The organism is Streptomyces sp. NPDC012474 (assembly GCF_042955185.1).
Classification (GTDB): Bacteria; Actinomycetota; Actinomycetes; order Streptomycetales; family Streptomycetaceae; genus Streptomyces; species Streptomyces cahuitamycinicus.
The window spans coordinates 124,458-147,945 of record NZ_JBIBEP010000022.1 but is presented as its reverse complement, the minus strand read 5'-3'; the positions used below and the strand labels follow the sequence as shown (position 1 = coordinate 147,945).

At 69.7% G+C, this 23,488-nt stretch carries 15 protein-coding genes, 1 tRNA gene and 1 pseudogene; 14 read left to right on the top strand and 3 right to left on the bottom strand.

The genetic code is table 11. The annotated features are described in order from the left end of the window. Nucleotides 1-104: 104 nt before the first annotated feature. From ACFY9S_RS35185 to ACFY9S_RS35155, 7 genes are all read left to right on the top strand, one after another. Nucleotides 105-1,634, top strand: coding sequence for a methyltransferase (locus tag ACFY9S_RS35185; RefSeq protein ID WP_391136901.1), 1,530 nt, complete (start codon nucleotides 105-107; stop codon nucleotides 1,632-1,634). A 220-nt stretch (nucleotides 1,635-1,854) separates the two neighbouring features. Further along, a complete protein-coding gene (locus tag ACFY9S_RS35180; protein WP_102908099.1) occupies nucleotides 1,855-2,052 on the top strand; it encodes a hypothetical protein in 198 nt (65 codons plus the stop codon). Nucleotides 2,053-2,298: 246 nt separating this feature from the next. Further along, nucleotides 2,299-5,127 carry a type I DNA topoisomerase gene (gene topA, locus ACFY9S_RS35175; RefSeq protein ID WP_391136898.1) on the top strand — a complete coding sequence of 943 codons (2,829 nt, stop codon included), beginning with the start codon at nucleotides 2,299-2,301 and terminating at the stop codon, nucleotides 5,125-5,127. Nucleotides 5,128-5,281: 154 nt separating this feature from the next. Next, nucleotides 5,282-8,569 (top strand): dTMP kinase, encoded by a 3,288-nt coding sequence (tmk, locus tag ACFY9S_RS35170; RefSeq protein WP_391136896.1) that lies wholly within the window; start codon nucleotides 5,282-5,284, stop codon nucleotides 8,567-8,569. Nucleotides 8,570-8,699: 130 nt separating this feature from the next. Then, entirely contained in the window at nucleotides 8,700-9,905 is a 1,206-nt protein-coding gene (locus ACFY9S_RS35165) for a DNA polymerase III subunit delta' (protein WP_391136893.1), read from the top strand. Nucleotides 9,906-10,153: 248 nt separating this feature from the next. Beyond that, nucleotides 10,154-11,776 (top strand): alpha/beta fold hydrolase, encoded by a 1,623-nt coding sequence (locus ACFY9S_RS35160; RefSeq protein ID WP_391136890.1) that lies wholly within the window; start codon nucleotides 10,154-10,156, stop codon nucleotides 11,774-11,776. A gap of 106 nt (nucleotides 11,777-11,882) precedes the next feature. After that, nucleotides 11,883-11,956, top strand: a tRNA-Thr gene (locus ACFY9S_RS35155). 128 nt (nucleotides 11,957-12,084) lie between these two features. On the opposite strand, the gene ACFY9S_RS35150 is transcribed toward ACFY9S_RS35155, so the two are convergent. Continuing rightward, the gene (locus ACFY9S_RS35150; RefSeq protein WP_391136887.1) at nucleotides 12,085-13,686 is read right to left on the bottom strand and encodes a tyrosine-type recombinase/integrase; all 1,602 of its coding nucleotides are present in this window, start codon (nucleotides 13,684-13,686) and stop codon (nucleotides 12,085-12,087) included. Further along, on the bottom strand, nucleotides 13,683-14,021 hold the full coding sequence (locus tag ACFY9S_RS35145; RefSeq protein ID WP_391136884.1) for a hypothetical protein: 339 nt from the start codon (nucleotides 14,019-14,021) through the stop codon (nucleotides 13,683-13,685). The genes ACFY9S_RS35150 and ACFY9S_RS35145 overlap by 4 nt, the downstream gene beginning before the upstream one ends. Nucleotides 14,022-14,210: 189 nt before the next feature. Here ACFY9S_RS35145 and ACFY9S_RS35140 point away from each other — a divergent pair, with 189 nt between their 5' ends. From ACFY9S_RS35140 to ACFY9S_RS35120, 5 genes are all read left to right on the top strand, one after another. Continuing rightward, entirely contained in the window at nucleotides 14,211-14,993 is a 783-nt protein-coding gene (locus ACFY9S_RS35140) for a S8 family serine peptidase (protein WP_391136881.1), read from the top strand. Nucleotides 14,994-15,139: 146 nt separating this feature from the next. Then, the gene (locus tag ACFY9S_RS35135; RefSeq protein ID WP_391136878.1) at nucleotides 15,140-15,607 is read left to right on the top strand and encodes a hypothetical protein; all 468 of its coding nucleotides are present in this window, start codon (nucleotides 15,140-15,142) and stop codon (nucleotides 15,605-15,607) included. A gap of 9 nt (nucleotides 15,608-15,616) precedes the next feature. Further along, a complete protein-coding gene (locus tag ACFY9S_RS35130; protein WP_391136875.1) occupies nucleotides 15,617-17,440 on the top strand; it encodes an alpha/beta hydrolase in 1,824 nt (607 codons plus the stop codon). After that, the gene (locus ACFY9S_RS35125) at nucleotides 17,437-17,991 is read left to right on the top strand and encodes a hypothetical protein (RefSeq protein WP_391136872.1); all 555 of its coding nucleotides are present in this window, start codon (nucleotides 17,437-17,439) and stop codon (nucleotides 17,989-17,991) included. The genes ACFY9S_RS35130 and ACFY9S_RS35125 overlap by 4 nt, the downstream gene beginning before the upstream one ends. Nucleotides 17,992-18,563: 572 nt before the next feature. After that, nucleotides 18,564-19,361, top strand: a complete 798-nt coding sequence (locus tag ACFY9S_RS35120) for a helicase-related protein (protein ID WP_391136870.1) — start codon at nucleotides 18,564-18,566, stop codon at nucleotides 19,359-19,361. Here ACFY9S_RS35120 and ACFY9S_RS35115 read toward each other — a convergent pair. Next, nucleotides 19,342-19,720: pseudogene (locus ACFY9S_RS35115) on the bottom strand (integrase); the annotation flags it as partial. The gene ACFY9S_RS35120 and the pseudogene ACFY9S_RS35115 sit on opposite strands and share 20 nt — an antisense overlap. Before the next feature lie 882 nt (nucleotides 19,721-20,602). Between ACFY9S_RS35115 and ACFY9S_RS35110 the strand changes: the two are divergent. Both ACFY9S_RS35110 and ACFY9S_RS35105 read left to right on the top strand, forming a co-directional pair. Then, a complete protein-coding gene (locus ACFY9S_RS35110; protein WP_391136867.1) occupies nucleotides 20,603-20,974 on the top strand; it encodes a hypothetical protein in 372 nt (123 codons plus the stop codon). After that, the coding region (locus ACFY9S_RS35105; protein WP_391136864.1) for a tetratricopeptide repeat protein at nucleotides 20,971-23,488 on the top strand (2,518 nt) is incomplete at its 3' end. The genes ACFY9S_RS35110 and ACFY9S_RS35105, both read left to right, overlap by 4 nt.

Here is a 23,488-nt window from a genome sequence, read left to right as displayed (position 1 = left end):
GCGCCCGTCGTACCGGCTGAGCTCCCTGTGTCCGGGCGGCCGAAGCTCGCACGACCCCCCGCACGGGCGCGTGCGGCGCCGGCACCGGCGGCCACAATGGGGGCGTGAGTAACGCCAGCCAGTCATCCCTGCCCACGCTGCCCGCCTCCGACCGTCCCGAAGCCGCCGCCCGGCTCCGGGACGCCCTGCTCGCGGCCTCCTTCACCGCCGACGGACTGCTCGAACTGCTCGGCGCCTCCGCGTACGCGGCGCTGGCCCGGAGCGAGACCGTGCCCGCGCTCCGGGCGACCCGCGGGGACACGCCCCTGGAGACGCTCGTCCGGCTGTTCCTGCTCCAGCAGCCCGTGCCGCACGCGCGCGTGGCCGAGGTCCTGCCCGTGGACGCCTGCCTGGAGAGCGGCTGGCTGGCCCGGGCCGACGGGGACGAACTCGCCGCGAGGGTGGACATCCGGCCCTATGGCGGGCCCGACGGCGAGGACTGGTTCATCGTGTCGGACCTCGGCTGCGCGGTGGGCGGCGCCGGCGGGATCGGCCGGCGTGAGGAGGGCGTCGTCCTCGGAGTCGGCGGCGCCTCGATGACCCTCGCAGGCATCACCGTCCGTACGCCCGTCGCCGCCGCGCTCGACCTCGGCACCGGCTCCGGCATCCAAGCCCTGCACGCCGCGCAGCACGCCACGCGCGTGGTGGCCACCGACCGCAATCCGCGTGCCCTGCACATCACCGCACTCACGCTGGCGCTGTCCGGCACCGCGGCCGCCGACCTTCGTGAGGGCTCCCTCTTCGGGCCCGTGCGGAGCGACGAGACGTACGACCTGATCGTCTCCAACCCGCCCTTCGTGATCTCGCCCGGTGCCCGGCTCACCTACCGCGACGGCGGGATGGGCGGGGACGATCTGTGCCGCACGCTCGTTCAGGAGGCGGGGGAGCGGCTGAACGAGGGCGGGTTCGCGCAGTTCCTCGCCAACTGGCAGCACGTGGAAGGGGAGGACTGGCAGGACAGGCTCAGGTCATGGGTGCCCCGGGGCTGCGACGCGTGGATCGTGCAGCGCGAGGTGCAGGACGTCAACCAGTACGCCGAGCTGTGGCTGCGTGACGCGGGCGACCACGAGGGTGACGCGGCGGAGTACCAGGCCCGGTACGACGCATGGCTCGACGAGTTCGAGGCGCGCAAGGTGAAGGCCGTCGGCTTCGGCTGGATCACCCTGCGCAGGACCAGTGCCGCCGTGCCCTCGCTCACGGTGGAGGAGTGGCCGCACCCGGTCGAGCAGCCGCTCGGTGACACGATCCGGGCCCACTTCGACCGGCTCGACCACCTGCGCGGCCACGACGACGCCGCGCTGCTCGCAGGACATTTCCGGCTCGCCGCCGAGGTCGTGCAGGAGCAGGTCGGGATGCCCGGCGCGGAGGACCCCGAGCATGTGGTGCTGCGGCAGAACCGCGGCATGCGCCGGGCGACCCGGGTGGACACGGTCGGCGCGGGCTTCGCGGGCGTGTGCGACGGCACGATGAGCGCGGGACGCATCCTCGACGCCATCGCCCAGCTGATCGGTGAGGACCCGGTGCTGCTGCGCGACCGCACACCGGCCCAGATCCGGCTGCTGGTCGAGCAGGGGTTCCTGGAGCCGGTCCGCTGAGCGGACCGCCGAGGTGCGACCCGGGGGCTTCGAGGCGGCTCGCCAACAAATTCGAGTCGATTTGAACACCTCGTCCGAGAGGTTCGTGAGGAACCGGACGACCTTGATCCGGTACCGGGTCGCCCCTGCGTTCACCTCGGCTTCGCCTGCCCGCCGCCCGCGCGTGTCAGCCTCCCGTGGCTGGGGATGCGCGGACAGGGGAAAAGGGGCGCGGCGGGGCATGGAGAGTGAACCGGCGATCTTCGCGGGAGCGGTGTTCTCCCTGTTCGGAGGCGGGTTGCTGGCGTGGACGGTGGCGCGCGTGCGTCAGGACCGGCCCGTCGCCGATGGTGTGAGGCCGGTCGCGTCGGCGACCCTCGCCGGCGCCGTCGCGGTGCTCGCCCTGGCGGCCGGAACCTGGTGCTTCACTCGCCTCTGAGGCCCCCTCCGGCGCCGTGCCCGCGGGTGACCGGGGCGTCGCACTGCGCACAGGGGCGGGTCGGCTCCCGCTACGCCGGGCGGCAGGATTGGTGGTAGTCGGGTTACCGTTCGAGTGGCCGTTGCGGGCTTTTCCCGTTTGACACGGGGGCGGGATGTACCGTCACACTCCGCAGCGTCAGCACGTACCCAGCCCCGGTGAGCGACTCCGGGGAGGCCCCAGCGTCGACCGGAGAGAAGAGCGAAGTTGTCCCCGACCAGCGAGACCGCGAAGGGCGGCCGCCGACTCGTCATCGTCGAGTCGCCTGCCAAGGCGAAGACGATCAAGGGCTATCTCGGCCCCGGCTACATCGTCGAGGCGAGCGTCGGGCACATCCGCGACCTTCCCAACGGTGCCGCCGAGGTGCCCGAGAAGTACACCGGCGAGGTCCGCCGCCTCGGTGTGGACGTCGAACACGACTTCCAGCCGATCTATGTGGTCAACGCCGACAAGAAGGCGCAGGTCAAGAAGCTCAAGGACCTGCTGAAGGAGTCCGACGAACTCTTCCTCGCCACCGATGAGGACCGCGAGGGCGAGGCCATCGCCTGGCACCTCCAGGAAGTGCTCAAGCCCAAGGTCCCGGTCAAGCGGATGGTCTTCCACGAGATCACCAAGGCCGCGATCCAGGCCGCCGTGGCCAACCCGCGCGAGCTCAACCAGAAGCTCGTCGACGCCCAGGAGACGCGCCGCATCCTCGACCGTCTCTACGGCTACGAGGTCTCGCCGGTCCTGTGGAAGAAGGTCATGCCGCGGCTGTCCGCGGGCCGTGTCCAGTCGGTCGCCACACGTCTCGTGGTGGAGCGGGAACGCGAGCGCATCGCCTTTCGTTCGGCTGAGTACTGGGACCTGACGGGCACCTTCGCGACTGGCCGCGCGGGAGACCAGTCGGACCCGTCGTCGCTGGTCGCGCGCCTGCAGACCGTCGACGGCAGGCGAGTCGCGCAGGGCCGCGACTTCGACTCCCTGGGACAACTGAAGAGCGCGAACACCCTCCACCTCGACGAGGCGAACGCCCGCGCCCTGGCCGCCGCCCTGGAGCAGACGCCGTTCGCCGTCCGCTCCGTGGAGTCCAAGCCGTACCGCCGCTCGCCGTACGCCCCGTTCCGTACGACGACGCTGCAGCAGGAGGCCAGCCGCAAGCTCGGCTTCGGCGCGAAGGCCACGATGCAGGTCGCGCAGAAGCTGTACGAGAACGGCTACATCACGTACATGCGTACGGACTCCACGACCCTGAGCGACACGGCGGTCTCCGCCGCCCGTGCCCAGGTCACGCAGCTGTACGGCGCCGACTACCTGCCGCCGCAGCCGAGGACGTACGCCGGGAAGGTCAAGAACGCGCAGGAGGCGCACGAGGCGATCCGCCCCTCGGGTGACCGTTTCCGCACTCCCGCCGAGACCGGACTGACCGGCGACCAGTTCAAGCTCTACGAGCTGATCTGGAAGCGGACCGTCGCCTCCCAGATGAAGGACGCGACCGGCAACAGCGTCACGGTGAAGATCGGCGGCACGGCGGCCGACGGCCGGGACGTCGAGTTCAGCGCGTCCGGCAAGACGATCACCTTCCACGGCTTCCTGAAGGCCTACGTGGAGGGTGCCGACGACCCGAACGCGGAGCTCGACGACCGCGAGCGCCGGCTGCCCCAGGTCTCCCAGGGCGACGCTCTGAGCGCCCAGGAGATCACGGTCGACGGGCACGCCACCAAGCCCCCGGCCCGCTACACCGAGGCCTCCCTGGTCAAGGAGCTGGAAGAGCGCGAGATCGGCCGCCCGTCGACGTACGCGTCGATCATCGGCACGATCCTGGACCGCGGCTACGTGTTCAAGAAGGGCACGGCCCTGGTGCCGTCCTTCCTGTCCTTCGCCGTGGTCAACCTCCTGGAGAAGCACTTCGGGCGCCTCGTCGACTACGACTTCACCGCCAGGATGGAGGACGACCTCGACCGCATCGCCCGCGGTGAGGCGCAGTCCGTTCCGTGGCTGAAGCGGTTCTACTTCGGCGAGGGCACGGGCGGGGGCGGTGCCGCCGACGCCGGCAACGGCGACGGGGACCACCTCGGCGGCCTCAAGGAGCTGGTGACGGACCTGGGCGCGATCGACGCGCGCGAGGTGTCGTCGTTCCCGGTGGCCAACGACATCGTGCTGCGGGTCGGCCGCTACGGCCCGTACATCGAGCGCGGCGAGAAGGACACCGAGCAGCACCAGCGCGCCGACATCCCCGACGACCTGGCGCCCGACGAACTGACCGTCGACCTCGCGGAGGAGCTGCTCGCCAAGCCGAGCGGCGACTACGAGCTGGGCACCGACCCGGCCACCGGCCACACGATCGTCGCCAAGGACGGCCGCTACGGCCCGTATGTGACGGAGATCCTCCCCGAGGGCACCCCGAAGACGGGCAAGAACGCGGTCAAGCCGCGCACGGCGTCCCTATTCAAGACCATGTCCCTGGACACGGTGACCCTCGACGAGGCCCTGAAGCTGATGTCGCTGCCGCGTGTCGTCGGCGCCGACGCCGAGGGCCAGGAGATCACCGCGCAGAACGGCCGCTACGGCCCGTACCTGAAGAAGGGCACCGACTCCCGCTCGCTCCAGGCCGAGGAGCAGCTCTTCACGATCACGCTGGAGGAGGCGCTGGCGATCTACGCCCAGCCCAAGCAGCGTGGCCGGGCCGCGGCCAAGCCGCCGCTGAAGGAGCTGGGCACCGACCCGGTGAGCGAGAAGCCGGTCGTGGTCAAGGACGGCCGCTTCGGTCCGTACGTCACCGACGGGGAGACCAACGCGACCCTGCGCTCCGACGACAGCGTCGAGGAGATCACCCCGGAGCGCGGTTTCGAGCTGCTCGCCGAGAAGCGCGCCAAGGGGCCGGCGAAGAAGACCGCGAAGAAGGCGGCCAAGAAGGCGCCGGCGAAGAAGACGACGACGGCCAAGAAGACCGCGGCGAAGAAGACCACGACCGCGAAGAAGACGACGGCGAAGAAGACCACCGCGAAGAAGACGGCCGCCAAGACGGTGACCGCCGCCAAGGCCGCGGAGGACTGAGGTCGTTCGAGCCCTGTGCGGAACCCGGACCACCGCGTCCGGGTCTTCGCCCGGGGTTCGGAAAGCGAACGCCCCGGCAACACTTCGGTGTCGGGGCGTGCGCATGCCAGACCGCGCCCCCCAGGGTGACGGTGGCTCCCGATAGGCTGAACGCATGACGCGAGCCGACCACCCAACGGCCCCTCAGCCCGCCCCCGACGACGCCCTGGTCGCGGACTCCCGCGAGCGTGCCGTCCGTGCCCTGCTGCGACGACCTCAGCTGAAGCGGTTGTGGAGCGCACAGCTCGTGGGCGGCGTGGGGGACACCCTCGCCCTTCTCGTGCTGGTCGTCCTCGCGCTCCAGACGGCCGTCGCCGAGGGCTCGTTCGGGGGCGGCTACCGGGGTGTGGCGTTCGCAGTGGCGACCGTTTTCGGGGTGCGCATCCTCGCGACACTCCTGTTCGGCGCCGTCCTGCTCGGCCCGCTCACCGCGCTCACCTCGCAGGACGGCCCGCTCGACCGCCGCTGGACCATGGTGGGCGCCGACGGGCTGCGCGCGGCGCTGCTCATCGTCGCGCCCCTGTGGATCGACTGGACGCCCGACAACGCACTGGCCGTCCTGCTCGTCACGGCCTTCGTGATGGGGGTCGCCGAGCGGTTCTGGACGGTGTGCCGCGAGAGCGCGGCCCCCGCACTGCTCCCCGCCCCGCCGCCGGAGGGCGCGACGGTCCGGCCGCTGCCCGACCACATGGACGCCCTGCGCCGCCTGTCGCTGCGCACCGGCTTCGTGGCGATCCCCCTCGCCGCCGTCGCCCTGGTCGTCGCGGCCCTGTTCAACAACCTGCTGGGCGCCGGCATCGACTGGTTCGGCCAGCACCAGGCGGCCCTCGCCTCCTACGTGGCCGCCGGGCTGTTCGCCGCGTCCCTGTCCGTGCTGACCTTCCTGGAGCTGCCCGGTACGCGCACCCCGCGCGCGCGGTCGCCGCTGGAGGGGCTGCGCCGCCCGAAGACCGGCACCGGCGCCGACAAGGGCCGTACCGGCGCGGTGCCGCTGCTGGTCCTGTCCTGCGCGGCCGTCGCCGCCGCGGTGTCGGCCGCCGTCGCCGTCGCCGTGCTGCACGCCAAGGACCTGGGCGGCGGCCCGGTCCTCTACGGCCTGTTCGTGGCCGCGCTGACCGGCGGGGTGGTCGTCGGCATCCGTACGGCGCCCGCCCTGGTGCCCGCCCTGTCGCGCCGCCGGCTGCTCGCGCTGACGATCGCCTTCACCGGTGTCTCCCTGCTGGCCGCCGGGCTGGTCCCGGACGTCACCACCGTGCTGCTGATCCTCGCGCTGGCCGGCGTCGGCGCGGGCCTGTCCGCCAACATCGGGCACACCCTGCTCGACCAGGAGACCGAGGAGTACCGGCGCTCCCGCACGACGGAGCACCTGCACGCGGTCGTCCGGGTCTGCGTGGCGCTCGGTGCGGTGATCGCCCCGCTGGTGGCGGCGGCGATCGGGCCGCACCGGCTGGAGGGCGGCAAGTTCGTCTTCGCCCACGGCGGCGCGGCCTTCACACTCATGCTGACCGGCGCCCTGCTGCTGCCCGTCGCCGCGCTGGTGCTGGCCAAGGTCGACGACCGTTCCGGCGTGCCGCTGCGCAAGGACCTGAAGGACGCGCTGCTCGGCGGCGACGACCCGGAGGAGGGGCAGGCGGCCTCCGGCTTCTTCATCGCCCTGGAGGGTGGTGACGGGGCCGGCAAGTCGACCCAGGCCGAGGCGCTCGCCGAGTGGATCCGCGCCAAGGGCCACGAGGTCGTGCTGACGCGCGAGCCCGGGGCGACGCCGGTGGGCAAGCGGCTGCGCTCGATCCTGCTGGACGTGTCGAGCGCGGGCCTGTCGCACCGCGCGGAGGCGCTGCTCTACGCCGCCGACCGGGCCGAGCACGTCGACACCGTCGTACGGCCCGCCCTGGAGCGCGGCGCGGTCGTCATCTCCGACCGGTACATCGACTCGTCCGTCGCCTACCAGGGCGCCGGCCGTGATCTGTCGCCGACCGAGATCGCCCGGATCAACCGCTGGGCGACGAACGGGCTCGTGCCGCATCTGACCGTGCTGCTGGACGTCGCCCCGGAGACCGCGCGTGAGCGGTTCACCGAGGCGCCCGACCGGCTGGAGTCGGAGCCCGCCGAGTTCCACGCGCGCGTGCGGGCCGGTTTCCTCACCTTGGCCGCGGCCGACGCCGGACGGTACCTGGTGGTGGACGCCGGCCAGGAGCCCGAGGCCGTCACGACGGTCGTCCGGCACCGGCTCGACCAGGTGCTGCCGCTGTCCGAGGCCGAGATCAAGGCCCAGGAGGAGGCACGGAAGAAGGCCGAGGAGGAGGCCCGCCGCAAGGCCGAGGAGGAGGCCGCCCGCAAGGCCGAGGAGGAGCGCCTGGAGCGCGAGCGCCAGGAGCAGCTGGCCAAGCTGCGCGCCGAGGAGGAGGAGCGCAAGCGGCGCGAGCTGGAGGAGGCCCAGCGGCGCGAGGCCGAACGGCAGGCGGAGGAGGCCCGTCGCCGGGCCGAGGAAGCGCGCAGGAAGGCAGAAGAGGAGCGGGCTCGGCTCCTCGCGGAGGAGAAGGCCCGCGCTGAGGAGGAGGCCCGCCGCAAGGCCGACGAGGATCGCCGCCGCAAGCAGGCCGAGGAGGAGGCGCGACTGCGCGCCGAGGCCGAGGCGCTCCGCCTGGACAAGCAGCGCAAGGCCGAGGCGGCGCTGCTGCGGGCCGAGGAGGCACGGCGGCTCGCGGAGGCGGCCGCCGCCGCGGCCGAGGTTGGGCCGAAGAGTTCCGCCCCGAAGAGTTCCGCCTCGAAGAGCTCACGTGCGCAGGGTGCCGCCTCTGCCGCGGCCGCTCAGGACGCGGCGACCGTGCCCACCCCGGTGGTGACACCGGGGTGGGCGGGGGACGACACGACCGTGCTGCGCCCGGTACGGGACGACGAGCAGGGTGCGGGCCGGTCCTCCGGTGAGTCCGACGCCGAGGTGACGGCGGAGCTGCCGGTGCCGCCGGCGGCCGGGGAGCGGACGGAGGTCCTGCCGCCGGTCCCGCCTCGCGCCGGGGACGAGACCGAGGTCCTGCCGCCGGTGCGCGACCGGGAGGCCTCCGGAGCGGCCGACGAGACGGCGGTGCTGCCTCCGGTCCGGCCGGAGGACGCCGAGGAGACGGCCGTCCTCCCGCCGGTGCGCGGGGACGAACCGACGGACCGGGTTCCGCCCGAGTACTTCCGGAAGGACGCCCCGGCCGCCCGGCCCGACGGCACCGAGGACCGTACGCGGGAGATGCCCCAGGTGGACGCCGACGGTACGCCGCGCCGCCGCAGGTCCGACTGGGCCGAGGAGACGCCGCTGGACGACCTGCCGTCGCTGGCGGACGAACTGCTCGGACCGCACGACGACGAGCCGGACGACAGGCGCGGACGCCGGGGCCGGGGCGGCCGGGGGCGCTGACGCCTCCGGCGGGCCACCGTGGGAGCCCGGCCTCCGCACTGCGGGCCGGGTGGGGGCGGCAGGCGTTGTCGGTGGTCGCCCCCACAATGGATCTCGCAACGCAGCACATGACGGAAGGGCGGCGTGACCCATGACCGTGTGGGACGACCTCGTCGGGCAGGAGAGGGTGAGCGAGCAGCTGGCCGCTGCCGCCCGGGATGCCGACGCCCTGGTCACCGCGGCCACCACCGGCACCCCGCCGCCCGAGGCGTCGAAGATGACGCACGCGTGGCTGTTCACCGGCCCGCCCGGCGCCGGGCGGAACCAGGCGGCGCGCGCGTTCGCCGCGGCGCTGCAGTGCGTCAGCCCGGACCGCGCCCTCGGCGGCTCCCCGGGCTGCGGCTTCTGCGACGGCTGCCACACCGCACTCATCGGCACCCACGCCGACGTCACCACCGTCGCCGCCGTCGGCGCGCAGATCCTCGCCGACGACATGCGCGACACCGTCCGCAAGTCGTTCACGTCGCCGGCCACCGGCCGCTGGCAGATCATCCTCGTCGAGGACGCCGAGCGGCTGAACGAGAAGTCGGCCAACGCCGTCCTCAAGGCCGTGGAGGAGCCCGCCCCGCGTACGGTGTGGCTGCTGTGCGCCCCCTCCATCGAGGACGTCCTGCCGACCATCCGCTCGCGCTGCCGCCACCTGAACCTGAGCACACCCAGGGTCGACGCCATCGCCGACATGCTCGTCCGCCGCGAGGGCATCGAGCCGGACGTCGCCGCCGCCGCGGCCCGCGCGACCCAGGGCCACGTCGACCGGGCGCGCCGCCTGGCCACCGACCCGGCCGCGCGCGAACGCCGAGCCGCCGTGCTCAGGCTGCCGCTGCGCGTCGAGGACATCGGCGGCGCGCTCAAGGCCGCCCAGGAGCTCGTCGACGCGGCCGCCGAGGACGCCAAGCAGCTCGCGGAGGAGATGGACTCCAAGGAGACCGAAGAGCTGAAGGCCGCTCTCGGTGCCGCCCAGGGCGGCCGCATGCCCCGGGGCACCGCGGGTGTGATGAAGGACCTGGAGGACAAGCAGAAGCGCCGCAGAACGCGCACGCAGCGTGACAGCCTCGACCTCGCCCTGACCGACCTCACGGCCTTCTACCGTGACGTCCTCGCCCTCCAGCTCGGCTCGCGCGTGGCCATCGCCAACGCGGACGCCCAGGACGCCCTGGAGCGCCTCGCCCGCGGCAGCTCCCCGGAGTCCACCCTCCGCCGCATCGAGGCGATCGCCGCCTGCCGCGACGCCCTCGACCGCAACGTGGCGCCGCTGCTCGCGGTGGAGGCGATGACGATGGCGCTCAGAGCGGGCTGAGGGACCGGCAGGACACAGGGGGCGGATACGCGCGCCGGGTAATAGGGGCTGGGCAGGCGCACCGGACACACGGGCAGGATACGCGTGCCGGACACAGAGGGCGGACGCGTGCCGGACACAAGGGCCGGACCCCTCGACCGGAGACACGCGTCGGACCACCCGTCGGACATGCGTTGACGCCGTAACGGGTACGAGGCACGACACGCACGCACGGCACTCATTCCGTCGCCCAGAGTTACGCTCGCTGGATGTACACACGGCGCACCCCCCGCTCCGCCTCCGGCTCCGGCGCTCTCCACCGCAGGGCACGAAACCGGGCCAAGACCGCCGCCGGTCTCCTCGCCACCGCCGCGCTGCTCGTCTCCGCCTGCTCCTCCGGCAGCGCGACGACGTCCGCGGCCTCCGCGGCGGCGGAGGCGGCACTGGTCGCGCTGCCGCAGGCCACGCCCGCGGCGCTCTCGTCGTACTACGGGCAGAAGCCGGCCTGGCGCGGCTGCGGTGTCCCCGGCTTCGAGTGCGCCACCCTCAAGGCACCCCTCGACTACGCCGAACCGTCCTCGGGCGACGTCCGGCTGGCCATCACCCGCAAGAAGGCCACGGGCCCCGGCAAGCGGCTCGGTTCGCTGCTCGTCAACCCGGGCGGACCGGGCGGCTCGGCGGTCGGCTACGTCCAGTCGTACGCGGGCATCGGCTACCCGGCCGAGGTGCGCGCCCGCTACGACATGGTGGCGGTCGACCCGCGCGGCGTGGCCCGCAGTGAACCCGTCGAGTGCCTGGACGGGCCGGGCATGGACATGCACACGCAGACGGACGCCACGCCCGACGACGGGAAGGAGACGGACGGGCTGGTCGCTGCGTACCGGACGTTCGCCGAGGGTTGCGGCGCGGACGCGCCCCGGCTGCTGCGCCATGTGTCCACCGTGGAGGCGGCCCGGGACATGGACATCGTGCGGGCGGTGCTCGGCGACGAGAAGCTGAACTTCGTCGGCGCCTCCTACGGCACCTTCCTCGGGGCCACGTACGCCGGGCTCTTCCCGGGCCGGGCGGGGCGGCTGGTGCTGGACGGCGCGATGGACCCGTCGCTGCCGGCCCGGCGGCTGAACCTCGAACAGACGGCGGGCTTCGAGACGGCGTTCCGGTCCTTCGCGAAGGACTGCGTACGGCAGGCCGACTGCCCGCTGGGCGGCAGGGGCACCCCACCCGAGCGGGTGGGCGACAACCTCAAGGCGTTCTTCGAGGAGCTCGACACGCAGCCCGTTCCCACGGCCGACGGGGACGGCCGCAAGCTCACCGAGTCCCTCGCCACGACCGGTGTGGTCGCGGCCATGTACGACGAGGGTGCCTGGGAGCAGCTGCGCGAGGCGCTGACGTCGGCGATGCAGGAGAACGACGGCTCCGGGCTGCTCGTCCTGTCCGACGGCTACTACGAGCGGGACTCCGACGGCGCCTACAGCAACCTGATGTTCGCCAACGCGGCGGTGAACTGCCTGGACCTGCCGCCCTCCTTCGACACTCCCGACGACGTGCGCGGGGCGCTGCCCGAGTTCGAGAAGGCATCGCCGGTCTTCGGCGAGGGCCTGGCGTGGGCCGCACTGAACTGCGCGTACTGGCCGGTGCACGCCACGGGTGAGCCGCACCGGATCGAGGCGAAGGGCGCGGCGCCCATCGTCGTGGTCGGCACGACCCGGGACCCGGCGACCCCGTACCGCTGGGCGCAGGCCCTGGCCGGCCAGCTCTCCTCGGCCCGCCTGCTCACCTATGAGGGCGACGGCCACACGGCCTACGGCCGCGGCAGCTCCTGCATCGACCGGACGATCAACGCCTACCTCCTGCGCGGCACCCCGCCCACTGACGGAAAGCGCTGCTCATAGCCCTGCTCTCGGCCCCGGAGGGCCCGCCCCGGGGCTGGTTCGGAGCACTCTCGGAAACTGTGTAGACTTACCGTCGTTGCTGATCGCACCATAGTGCGGACAGCGCGCCGCCTTAGCTCAGATGGCCAGAGCAACGCACTCGTAATGCGTAGGTCTCGGGTTCGAATCCCGAAGGCGGCTCTGAGAAACCCCAGGACTCACTCGCCGTGACCTGGGGTTTTTCCTTGCTCGGGGCATGACGCGTCACACGGCCGTGGTGCCGTGAGATGGCTTGCGTGAGCGATGCGTGAGCGGAGCGGTCCGGTGCCCTACTTCTTGGGCTTCTTCCGCTTGCTTTTCTTCTTGGCCCTGGCCTCGGCTTTCGCCTTGTCCTTGGCCTTCTTGGTGGCCTGACGGGCCTCCTCCGCCTGGGTCTTCCTCTGAAGCGGGACCAGCTTGGCGGTGGCCTCGGCCGCGTTCTTGCCGACCTGCGGCAGGACGCTCTGGTAAATGTCCCGCGTGATGCGGGTGTCGCTGTGCCCGAGTGTGTCCGACACGATCTTCACGTCGATGCCGGCGGCGAGCATGAGCGTGGCCGCTCCGTGCCGGAGGTCGTGGAGCCGGATCGGCGGGAGGCCGGAGGCGGCGACGAGGCGCTCGAAGAGGTCGGTCAGCTTCCCGGGATGGAGCCAGGAGCCGTCTTCCTGGGTGAAGACCATGCCGGTCTCGACCCAGGCTGATCCCCACTGCTCGCGGTCGGCGTCCTGCTGTTCGCGGTGTCGCTTCAGGACGTTGACGGTGTCGTCGTCGAGCGCGACCACGCGGAAGCCGCTGTCCGTCTTGGGCTCGGAGGTCTCGACCTCCCACCCGTCCTGGACGAGCTGGGCGGAGACGGTCAGGGAGTGGTCATCGAGGTTGGTCTCCGACCAGGGCTGCCCGCATGCCTCGCCCCGCCGCAGGCCGCGGAAGGCGATCAGATGCCACATTGCGTACAGCCGGTCCTCCGCGACGAAGTCGAGGAACGCGCCAGTCTGTTCGGGCGTCCAGACCATCACAGGCGAGGGCTTCTCACCCGTCTGCTCCCACCTGGCGACCCGCGCGTCCGTCCACACCAGAGCCTTCGGCTTGCGCACCGGATCGAGCTCGACGTGCGCCGCCGGGTTGAAGGTGAGGATCTGCTGGCCGATCGCGTCGTTCAACGCAGACCGGAGCGTGGCCTTGATGCGCAGCCGGGTAGCCGGACCGGTCACACGCCGGAACGGCGGCATGGCATCGATCGCCGCCTTCATCACCTTGCGGCGGGCGCGGTTGCCCGCTCCCTTCCACGGCACGGTGGCCAACTCCTCGACCGCGGCCCGGCGCTGGGCGTTCTGTTCCAGGATCTCGGCATTACCGTCGGCTATGGCCGTGAACATCTCGCTGAGATGGCTCACGCGCAGGCGGTCGAGACGGTGGTGGCCGATCCGGGGCTTCAAATGGAACCGGATATCGGTTTCGTAGCGGGTGAGCCCCGACTTGCGGATGCGCTTGCCGTCGAGCCACCGGTCGAGCCACTCGCTGACGGTCAGACGGCCGATCAGGTCCTGACCGGACTTCAGGCGCCGCCGGGTCTCCTCGACATCGGGCAGTGGCGACTTCTCGTCGCCGACCTCCTCCAGCATGGCGGCGATCAGCGCCATGCCTTCAGGGTCGTCGGTGTCGGCGAGGCCGAGCAGCGCGCGTATGTGGTCGAGATCGGCCTGGGCCGCCTTGAGGCTCTCGTAGCCGGCGCGGCTGAAGGAGCGGCGGGTGCCGTTTTCGCGGGGCGGAAGCTCCTGGCGTATCGAGTACGAGCCGTGCTTGCGGCTGGAGAGCTTCGGGCACTGCTTGCCGAGTGGCTTACCGGTGTGGGGGTCGCGGCAGTAGCAGCGGCGGTGGGTGGAACCCTTCAAAGATCATTCTCCTCTGTGGTGTCGCCGACGGGTGGGTCGACGTCGGCGAGTTCTGGTGGCAGGTGCGGTGGTGTGCCGCCGTCTTCGCTGATGAAGGCGCGGGCGCTGCGGAGCCGGTACTTGGCTTCCAGCGCCCTTTCGGCGTAGTCGGCTTGGGCGAGTACGGCTTCCTCGCGTTCGGCCTGGTTGGGTGCCGTCTCGGCCTTCCAGCGCTGGTGCTCTTCGCCCTTCAGGGCGGCCAGGGCGGCGCGCTGGTGGCGGACGTGGGCGCGGAAGTTGCGGAGCATGTCGTCTTCCATGCCGAAGTCCTCGCTGTCGCCGGTGAACCAGCGCATGGCATCCCAGGTCGGGTCGGAGTGCTGAAGGGGAAGGCGTTGGACTCGGTCGACGTAGCCGACGGGGTAGAGCAGGCAGATGGGGTAGGTCCGTAGGGCTTCGGCGAGGAGGAGGACGTCTCTCAGGCGGCTACGGAGGGCTCGCCGCAGCTGACCGCAGCGGTGAAGTACGCACTCGGGAAGGGATCGTTGATCTTCGCTGGCGTCGGAAACAACGGAGACGGGGCCAACGAGGTGATGTACCCGGCCGCTACGCCGGGAGTGGTCGGTGTGGCGGCGGTGGGCAAGGATCTGCGCAGGACCGCCGAGTCGGAGTACGGACCGCAGGTGGACATGGCCGCCCCGGGCGAGGACATGGTGCACGCCTGTGACAGCGAGACCGGGCTGTGCCGGGGCCACGGCACCAGCGACGCAACTGCCCTCGCCTCCGCCAGCGCCGCCTTGATCTGGGCCGAGCACCCGACCTGGACCAACAACCAGATTTTGCGAGTCATGCTCAACACCATCGGCGCCCCCACCGACGAGGCCGAGCGCAACGACTCCATCGGCTACGGCATCGTCCGCCCCCGCATCGCCCTGCAGAACCCCGGCGACCCGGGCCCCGCCGACACGTACCCGCTCCCCGACCTCGCAGCCGCGGCACCGAATGCACCATCCCCTCAGACCTCGGAGAGCACAGGCGCCGACGCTCCGGCAACGGACGACGGCTCCGCCACGACGGCACCCGCGTCTGAAGGCGGCAGCACCCCCTGGGGCGCGCTGGGCATCGGCGCTGTCGCACTCCTCGGAGCCGCGATCGCGGTCTCCGCCGTCGTCCGCAGGCGTCGCACACCTGCGGCTGCACTCCCAACGTCCGCGGCCGCCGCCAGTCAATTCCCCCACGCAGCAACGGGGCTCACGCCGCCTCCGTACACGCCTTCGGACCCATGTGGCAGCGTCACCCCATCCGATCGAGAACCGGGTTCCGCCTGAGTGCAGATACTCAGACGCCATCGTGGCCGATACGGATGGGGCACGTGATGTAGAGGCGTTACGGTACGTCTCGGTCACCGCCGCGATGCGGTCACAGGTTCACTTCCGCTCGGCGACGCACCATCAGGACACGGGGAGGACCGCGCATGGCGTGGGATGAGTGGGAGCAGCTCAAGGCCGCAGCGGTCGAGCGGCACACCACGCAGATGCAGCTCAATCAACTGCCCGCCGACCAAGGCGGCACCAGCTCCGCTGGCAGTGGCAGCGGGGTCGGCAAGCTGAGGTCCGACAAGGCGGCGTGGACCAAGGCGGGGGCAGACGTCGGATCGTTGCGGGAAGACCTCGGCAAGGCGTGGGCAAAGATGGAGGTGGGCCAGACGGGACTCGGGAAGGGAACCGGGTGCCTGACCGCGGCGGCCCAGCAGGATGTCTACGACTCCTGGAAGCGCTACGTCAAGGACGTGGGCGAGGTGTGCGACGGGCTTGCCGGCGTGCTGGAGAAGACGGGCAACGATCAGCTACGGACCGACGAGGCCATCAAGGCCGAGATCGCCAAGCTGAAGACCGAGTACTACGAGGACCCGCCCACCGGCGGCCAGGCCAAGGGGCGGTGACCCGGGCACATGGACCACTTGACGCTCAAGGCCCTCAAGCCGACCGAGTACGCGGAGGCAGCGGACGGGTACCGCGCGATCAGCGGCATGGCCGACGCAGCCAAGGAACGCATCGACAAGCAAATCACCGCAGCCATGCGGAAGGCCAACGAGGGTGAGGCTGCGGACGCGGCACTCAAGCAGCTGCGGAAGCTGTCGGAAAACTTCCACTACACCCAGGTGGAATGCGGCCTGATCACCGGCGCTCTCGACGGCTTTTCGTCCGAGATTTCCGCTCCCAAGCGTCGCCTGACTGAGGCTCTGGACGATGCGGCAGCGCTGGCATACACCGTCAACCAGGACGGCACCATCACGTATCCCGCTGGCGGTAAGAACGAGCTCACTGGTGAGCCGATCCCCGGCGGCACAGTCCTGGGCAACAACGGCATGATCACCGGCAACGACACAGGATTGCAATCACCGGGGCTGGTACCAAACAACCCTCAGTTCAAGAACCCGAACCCGCACCATGCCAAAGCTGTGGACATCGCCGACCGCATCGCCCACGCCGTACGGGAAGCCCAGGAGATCGACGACCGGTATAGCAAGGCGCTGAACAAGCTCAAGGCAGCGCCGGGGCTGAACGTCGACACCAAGACATGGGCGGACGTGGCATCCGATGTCGATAGTGTGAGCTCAGCGGCCAGTGAATACCTCCGGGATCACATCCCTTGGGACAAGTCACCGGCCGACCGTAAAGAGTGGTGGGACAGCCTCAGCAATGAGGAGCGTGAGGAGTACAAGGCGGCCTTCCCGGAAATCATCGGCAACTTGGACGGCATCCCGTCAACGGTCCGGGACGAGGCGAACCGGGAGAACATTCACCTCCTCATCGCGCAGTTGGAGGGCCAGCACGACGAGGCATCCAAGGAAAAACTCGAAGGGCTTAAGGGCATCCAGAACAAGCTCAACGCGGGAGGCCAGCCACCAATGTTCCTCCTGGGCATCGGTCTCGAAGGGAACGGGAGGGCGATCGTCGCCTATGGGAACCCTGACACCTCAAAGAACGTCTCGGCTTATGCGCCTGGCTTGGGCACCAAACTCAACTCTGAATTTTCCGATGGTACGGTGAAACGCGCCTACTATACGGCTACGGAAGCCCAGAAGTTCGATCCCTCCTCATCGTCGATCGTATGGCTCGGCTACGATGCACCTCAATCGATCGATGTGATGACTGCCACCGACGCCGAGCGCGGCGCGCCCACCTACAACAGTTTCATGAGTGGAATTTCGGCAACCAATGAGAATGCCGATCCTCACATCACCGCCATCGGACATTCCTATGGTTCTCGGCTGGTAGGGGGCGCCACGCAGGAGGCGGGAGGGATTCCGGGCGCTGATGACATCATTCTCGTCGGAAGTCCCGGCGTCGGCGTTGACAAGGCGGAGGACCTGGGTGTGGGCAAGGATCACGTCTGGGTGGGCGCGGCGGAGAACGACATCGTCACCAAGCTCCCTTCATCGAAGGAAGCTGTGGCAGGAACCATGGGATTCTTCGGGGGAGGGCCGCCTGGCGCGTACCTCGGAGGAGAGGTCGCTGACCAGGGTGACGACGACATCTGGTTCGGCAAGGATCCGGCAAGCAAAGCGTTCGGCGCCAACAGATTCGAGACCCTGCCCGGACCAGAGCTTGTTCAGCCGTCCTTCCCCGACATTTTTGGTTCGAAGTTGGATATCGAAGCTCACAGCAATTACTTTTCTCCGGAAGAAGGGAAAGACAGGGTCTCTGCACAAAATATCGCCGCCATTGTCGCAGGACATCCGGAATACGTCATAAGGGAGACGCCGCGATGAGGGAAAGGGTTGCAGCGGCCGCAGTGCTGGCACTGCTTCTTGCCGGATGCGACACGACGGGTTCCGCGTCTTCAAGCAACGAAAGCCAATCGAAGATGAACCTGCAAGAGGCCGCCGATAGGGCGGACAAGATCCTGGACGAGGCGTTTGCGGCCATCAAGCCTCCCGTTGAGTGGACACCTAGGTACTCGATGCCGGGTGACTGCTATGTAGACCGCGATCGTGCCGTCATGACGATCATCTCTGCCGAGCGGCGTGGCAGCTTCCTCGGCGTGCTGGAACGCCACTGGAAGAGCAAGGGTTACAAGCTCGTCGCCACGAGTCCGAACGGGCTCGTTGCCCACTTCAAGACACAGGACGGCTTCCAGCTCGAAGTCCTGATCGGGCCCAATGGCCAAGCACACCTGAGCGTCACCACCCCGTGTGTGAAGGAGTCCGAGGTTGCTCAGCCGACCAGCAAGCCGAACGGCCCTGACTACTCGAAGCAGGAGTTGCCGGCGCCGAACGTGAAGTCCACGTTCTGGTCGAGCGACGCACCCCTCTCAAGCTGACGCACGCGTCCGGAAGCAAGAAATCGGCGTCGTCTCGTGCGGGCCTGTCCGCCCGGAGACGCCGACTACGCGGGAGGCCGTCCAACGGCGCGGTCTGATCGTCGCGCCGAACCGCTCGCTCGAAGCATCTTGCGCATAGCTACGACAGGCGAACTGGCTGGCTTTGCAGAACCACGGAATTGCCTACAGCGGTCGCTCAGGCCGCCGACCAGCCCGCCCCTGGAGGGAGCGGCCCCCGGGCTTTGACCGATAGCCGCTCAAACGTCCAGTTACAGCCTGTTGCCGATCAAGTACTCGCGATAGTCTCTCCTCTGGCGTAGTCGCCAAGACCCTCCAGCAGGGCATCGCTGGCGGATCCTCCGAGCTCAACCTCGATGACGCCGCGAAGATCATCGGCTGCTGGAACGCAATGGCCAAGCGCACCGGCACCTTCGCCGACGGCTCTGGCTTCGGAGAGGAGGAGGCCCCCATGAAGCGGGCGGTGGCCTTCGCCCGCTCCATCGCCGACTCCAAGTCCGATCGCCGACCGCTTCAACGAGGTCGTCGACGCCTACGACGACGCCGACGACGACGTGCTCCACTGCGAGGTCGACCACGTCGACGGCACCTTCAACACCTTGCAGCGCAACCAGCTCCTTGACTGGCTCAAGCAAGACCCCGGGCAGAACCAGGCTCGCATCCTCTCCAACGCCCGCTGCCTCTCCGAAGGCGTCGACGTCCCGAGCCTGGACGCCGTCCTCTTTCTTCACCCCCGCAACTCGGTGGTCGACGTCGTCCAGTCAGTCGGCCGCGTTATGCGCCTGGCCCCGGGCAAGAATTACGGCTACATCATCCTGCCCGTCGCTATCCCCGCGGGTATGTCGCCGGAGGCGGCCCTCCAGAAGAACGAGCGCTTCAAGACGGTCTGGCAGGTCCTCCAGGCCCTCTGTGCCCACGACGACCGCTTCAACGCGACGGTCAACCAGATCGAGCTCAACAAGAACAAGCCCGACAACAAAATCGGCATTGGCAGTATCGGGCCCAACGATGAGACGATCGGCGACCAGGACGGCTCCAGCACTGCCGACAGCGCCCAGGCCGCCAAGGATAAAGAAGCCCAGAGCGCCCAGCACATCCAGGACGCCCTCTTCTCCGTAAGCGACTGGCGGGACGCCATCTACGCCCGCATCGTCGACAAGGTCGGCGAACGCCACTACTGGGAAGACTGGGCCAAGGACATCGCCCAGATCGCCGACCGCCACGTCACCCGTATCAAGGCCGCGCTCGCGATCCCCGAGAAGCAGGCCGCCTTCCAAGAGTTCGTCGGCGAGTTGCGCGCGACCATAAATCCCGGTGTCACCCACGACAGTGCTTTGCTTCTTCCCGGGTGAACGGGTTCGTCTCGGTCTCGTCGATGCTGGGCGGGTCGACCAGCGTGGCGACGTTCTCGCCGATCATCCGGCGGCGGTGGGCAATCTTCAGGGCCCGCGACAGGATGGGGTGCACCTTGACCACGTGGGACGGTGCGTGACCGGCATCGAGCATGGACCGGTACATCTGCTCAAGGTGCTCGGGGGTGAGCTTGTCGATGCGGTGCTTCCCGACGCCGGGAACGATGTGGTTGCGGGTCTTGGACCAGTAGTCGTCCAGCGAGCGGGGCTTGAGCTTCCGGTTCGCGATGCCGGTCAAGGCAGGTCTCCATCCACTGTCCGACCGTGGGCCTACGGCCCGCCTTGGTCGCGCGCCCCTCGGCAGCGTGAGCGCCTGCGACGATGTGAACATGCCGACTTCTGGAACGCCTCTCCCCGCTGCGCTCACCCCCGACTGCACCTAACCGGACGCCCACCACACGGCCTACAGGAGCGCCAAGGCCAACGATGCGATCTTTGTCTACATCGCTCGTCAGGGATCGGGCTGGAAGGTGGAGCTTGACGCTTTTGCCAGCAGCGGGCCCACCATCCGGAGCAGGCGGTGGCTGTCCTACATTCCACGATTGAAGTACTGGTCTCTGACGGCACGGTGACGCAGGCCAACATCGCACCTGACTGCATCTCCATATGGGCGATCAAGAGCGAGCAGAAGGCACGCGAAATCGCGGCCGCGTTCCATGCCGCCAGGCACGGCCTCCGGGAGCTGTACATCGCCGTTCCAGTCCCGCGCAGTAGGGCCTAGTCTCGAGGCTCGCGCCAAGGTGGTCAGTGTCAGACAGCGGGTCACGGAACTGCGGACCACACGCTGACTCCTGCATAGCGCGCAGTTGGCCCGAGTGCTGTCTTGGAGAAATCCTGGAGATGATCTTGCGTCAGGGCCCCTGAGGCGCCGACGGAGACCAATGCGCCCCAATGCCCTGACCTGCAAATTTGACCTAGCGCACAGGTAGACGATCTTCCAGGGCCTGATTCAGGACGAAGAGGCAAACGCTGGTTCGTGATGGGCCCTCTGTAGTGGCTACAGAACCAATTGGCGGGCTGAGGTGTCCTCACGAGCGGTTGCTCCTCGGGTCGGAACGCGCAGTGTTGCTGACATTGGGCGGGTGGTGTTGGGAGACTCCGTCTTGTGGTGCCCGGTTTCGGATGTGCTGGGAAGTTTCGGGGGTGTGCTCGTGGGGCGTTGGGTTTCGGGTGTGTGCGCGGTGGCGGCTCTGCTGGTGACGGCGGGGTTGGTGGTCATGCTGGTGATGGGCCGGTTGAATGAGGCCTCGCAGGTGGCCGGGGTGGTGGGGACCGTGCTGTCGGCGGCGGGGCTGGTGGTGTCGGTCGTGGCGTTCTTCCGTACCGCTCCCGGGCCGGTGCGGCGGGTGCGGGGTGGCAGCGTGGCGGTCGCTGGTGATGCGAACGGTGCTGCTCTGGGTGAGGATTCACAGGTTGTCGGGCCGGCATCCGCTCGTGCGCCCAGTGCGGGCGGCGGACAGGTGGACGCGGAGTCGGGGCCGGACGGTATCGCTGTGGGCGGCGACGCGAACGATGCGGCGCTGGGCAAGCGCGCCAAGCGGACCCGCTCTTGAGCAGGGGCACCGGCGCGGACGACAAGGACGGCGTCGGCGGTGAGCCCCGTTTCGTGGGCCGCCGCACTGTCCGGGCCAGGGATGTCGCGGTCGGCGGTGACGCGCCGGGTTCCGCGCTCGCGCCGGGCTCGCGCGTGATCAACCACAGCACCGTCAACAACGTCCTGCCTGAGGTGCCGTGGCCGTTGCGGGTGGGCGCGGTGCCGCCGCTGGCATCCTCCTTCCAGCCCCGGCCCTCTCTGCGGTCGCTGGTGGAGGCGGCCCGCGCCGACGGCCAGGACGTGGTGCTCGCGCAGCCAGCTGAGTCAGGGCGGGTGCTGGTGGGTGAGGGAGGGGTCGGAAAGTCCCAACTGGCTGCCTCCTACTACATGGACTCCAACGCGGACCTGGCGGTGTGGACCACGGCTATGGGCGGAACGGGGCAGCTTCTCGCAGACTTCGCGGAGGCCGCAGCCCGGATCAGGGTTCCGGGTGTGTACGGCGAAGATGACCAAGCCGATGCACGGGCCCTGCTGGAGTGGCTGCAGGCCACCGACCGCAGCTGGCTGGTGGTGATCGACGACGTCGAGGACTTGGACCAGGTACTGGACTGGTGGCCCCGCCTTCACCCTCGTGGCTGGGTGCTTGCCACCACCCGCCAGCGCAAGGCCCTGGCCGCCGGACGCACCCGCGTCGACGTGGACGTCTTCACCGAGGCCGAGGCCCACGACTACCTGCATCAGCGTGCCCCCGGCCTGCCTGACCACCCCGGCACCTGCAACGACTACCGGTGCCCGGCCGCATCCATCGCCAGCCTGCTGGGGAGGCTGCCGCTGGCTCTGTCACACGCGGCCGCCTACCTGGACAACAACCGAGACATCACCCCCGCTGCCTACGCGCGGATGCTGGCCGAACCCGGCCGGATGCTGGCAGATGTGCTGCCTGGCGACGGCGCCGATGGCTACGCGCGGGCCGTGCACACCACCATGCTCATCAACCTCGACGCCGTCCAAGCCCAAGAGGCTCGCCCCGGCCTGGCCCGCGCGATCCTGGACACTGTCGCCCGGCTGGACCCCAACGGTTCCCCCGCCACCCTGTGGACCAATCCCGAGGCACTTGCCGCCCTGACCGGGCCGGGCCCTCGGCGGTGGCAGCGCCTTAGTCGCCCGCGCACGTTCCGCGCCATCCCCCGCGCCATTCCCGGACTGAGCGGGGTGCACGCCGACCAGATACGCGCCTGCCTGCTCCTGCTGGACCGCTACAGCCTGACCACCCACCAGCCCTCCAGCGGGAACGGGGGCCTTGGACTGGTGCGCATCCATGCTCTGACCGCCCGAGCAGCCCGCGACACCACCCCCGTGAAGGAGCGCCACCCGCTCGCCCGCCGCGCCGCCGACGCTCTTTTGGCCCTGTGGCCGGGCCACGGACGCGACCCGGTCCTGCAACAGACCCTGCGCGCCAACGCCACCGCCTTGCACGAGAGCACGACCTCGGCCCTCTACCAGCCCGACGCCCACGCCGTCCTGTTCGAGGCCGGCACAAGCCTCGGCCAAACCGGGCAGGTCACCGCCGCCCGGGACTATTACAGCAATCTCACCGACACAACCACCCAACACCTGGGCCGGGACCACCCCGACACCCTTACTGCCCGGCACAACCTCGTCCGGTATCGGGGGGTGGTGGGGGATGTTCAGGGGGCGGTCGATGAGTTCGCTGCGCTGTTGATCGACCGGATTCGGGTGCTGGGGCGGGATCACCCCGACACTCTCTCCACGCGCCACAACCTCGCCCGGTGGCGGGGGGTGGTGGGGGATGTTCGAGGCGCGGTCGATGAGCTTGCTGCGCTGTTGATCGATCAGATTCGGGTGCTGGGGCCGGATCACCCCGACACTCTCTCCACGCGCCACAACCTCGCCCGGTGGCGGGGGGAGGCTGGGGAAGTTCAGGGTGCGGTCGATGAGTTCGCCGCGCTGTTGATCGATCGAGTCCGGGTGCTGGGGCCGGATCACCCCGACACTCTCTCCACGCGCCACAACCTGGCTTGGTGGCAGGGGAAGGTGGGGGACGTTCAGGGTGCGGTCGATGAGTTCGCCGCGCTGTTGATCGATCGAGTCCGGGTGCTGGGGCGAGATCACCCCGACACTCTCTCCACGCGCCACAACCTCGCCCGGTGGCGGGGGGCGGCGGGGGATGTACGAGGCGCGGTCGATGAGCTTGCTGCGCTGTTGATCGACCGGATCCGGGTGCTGGGGCCGGACCACCCAAGCACCCTCTCCATCCGGTACAACCTCGCCCGGTATAGGGGGGTGGTGAGGGATGTTCAGGGTGCGGTTGATGAGTTTGCTGCGCTGCTGGTCGATCAGGTTCGGGTGCTGGGGCCGGACCATCTCTACACTCTCTCCACGCGGTACAACCTCGCCCGGTGGCGGGGGGCGGCGGGGGATGTTCAGGGTGCGGTTGATGAGTTTGCTGCGCTGCTGGTCGATCAGGTTCGGGTGCTGGGGCCGGACCATCTCTACACTCTCTCCACGCGGC

What these genes read in the sequence shown, in the direction of transcription:
- ACFY9S_RS35125 (WP_391136872.1), top strand. Translation starts at nt 17,437, where the DNA reads ATGAGGGAAAGGGTTGCAGCGGCCGCAGTGCTGGCACTGCTTCTTGCC.
- ACFY9S_RS35135 (WP_391136878.1), top strand. Translation starts at nt 15,140, where the DNA reads ATGGCGTGGGATGAGTGGGAGCAGCTCAAGGCCGCAGCGGTCGAGCGG.
- ACFY9S_RS35160 (WP_391136890.1), top strand. Translation starts at nt 10,154, where the DNA reads ATGTACACACGGCGCACCCCCCGCTCCGCCTCCGGCTCCGGCGCTCTC.
- ACFY9S_RS35165 (WP_391136893.1), top strand. Translation starts at nt 8,700, where the DNA reads ATGACCGTGTGGGACGACCTCGTCGGGCAGGAGAGGGTGAGCGAGCAG.
- ACFY9S_RS35145 (WP_391136884.1), bottom strand. Translation starts at nt 14,021, where the DNA reads ATGCGCTGGTTCACCGGCGACAGCGAGGACTTCGGCATGGAAGACGAC.
- tmk (WP_391136896.1), top strand. Translation starts at nt 5,282, where the DNA reads ATGACGCGAGCCGACCACCCAACGGCCCCTCAGCCCGCCCCCGACGAC.
- ACFY9S_RS35130 (WP_391136875.1), top strand. Translation starts at nt 15,617, where the DNA reads ATGGACCACTTGACGCTCAAGGCCCTCAAGCCGACCGAGTACGCGGAG.
- ACFY9S_RS35180 (WP_102908099.1), top strand. Translation starts at nt 1,855, where the DNA reads ATGGAGAGTGAACCGGCGATCTTCGCGGGAGCGGTGTTCTCCCTGTTC.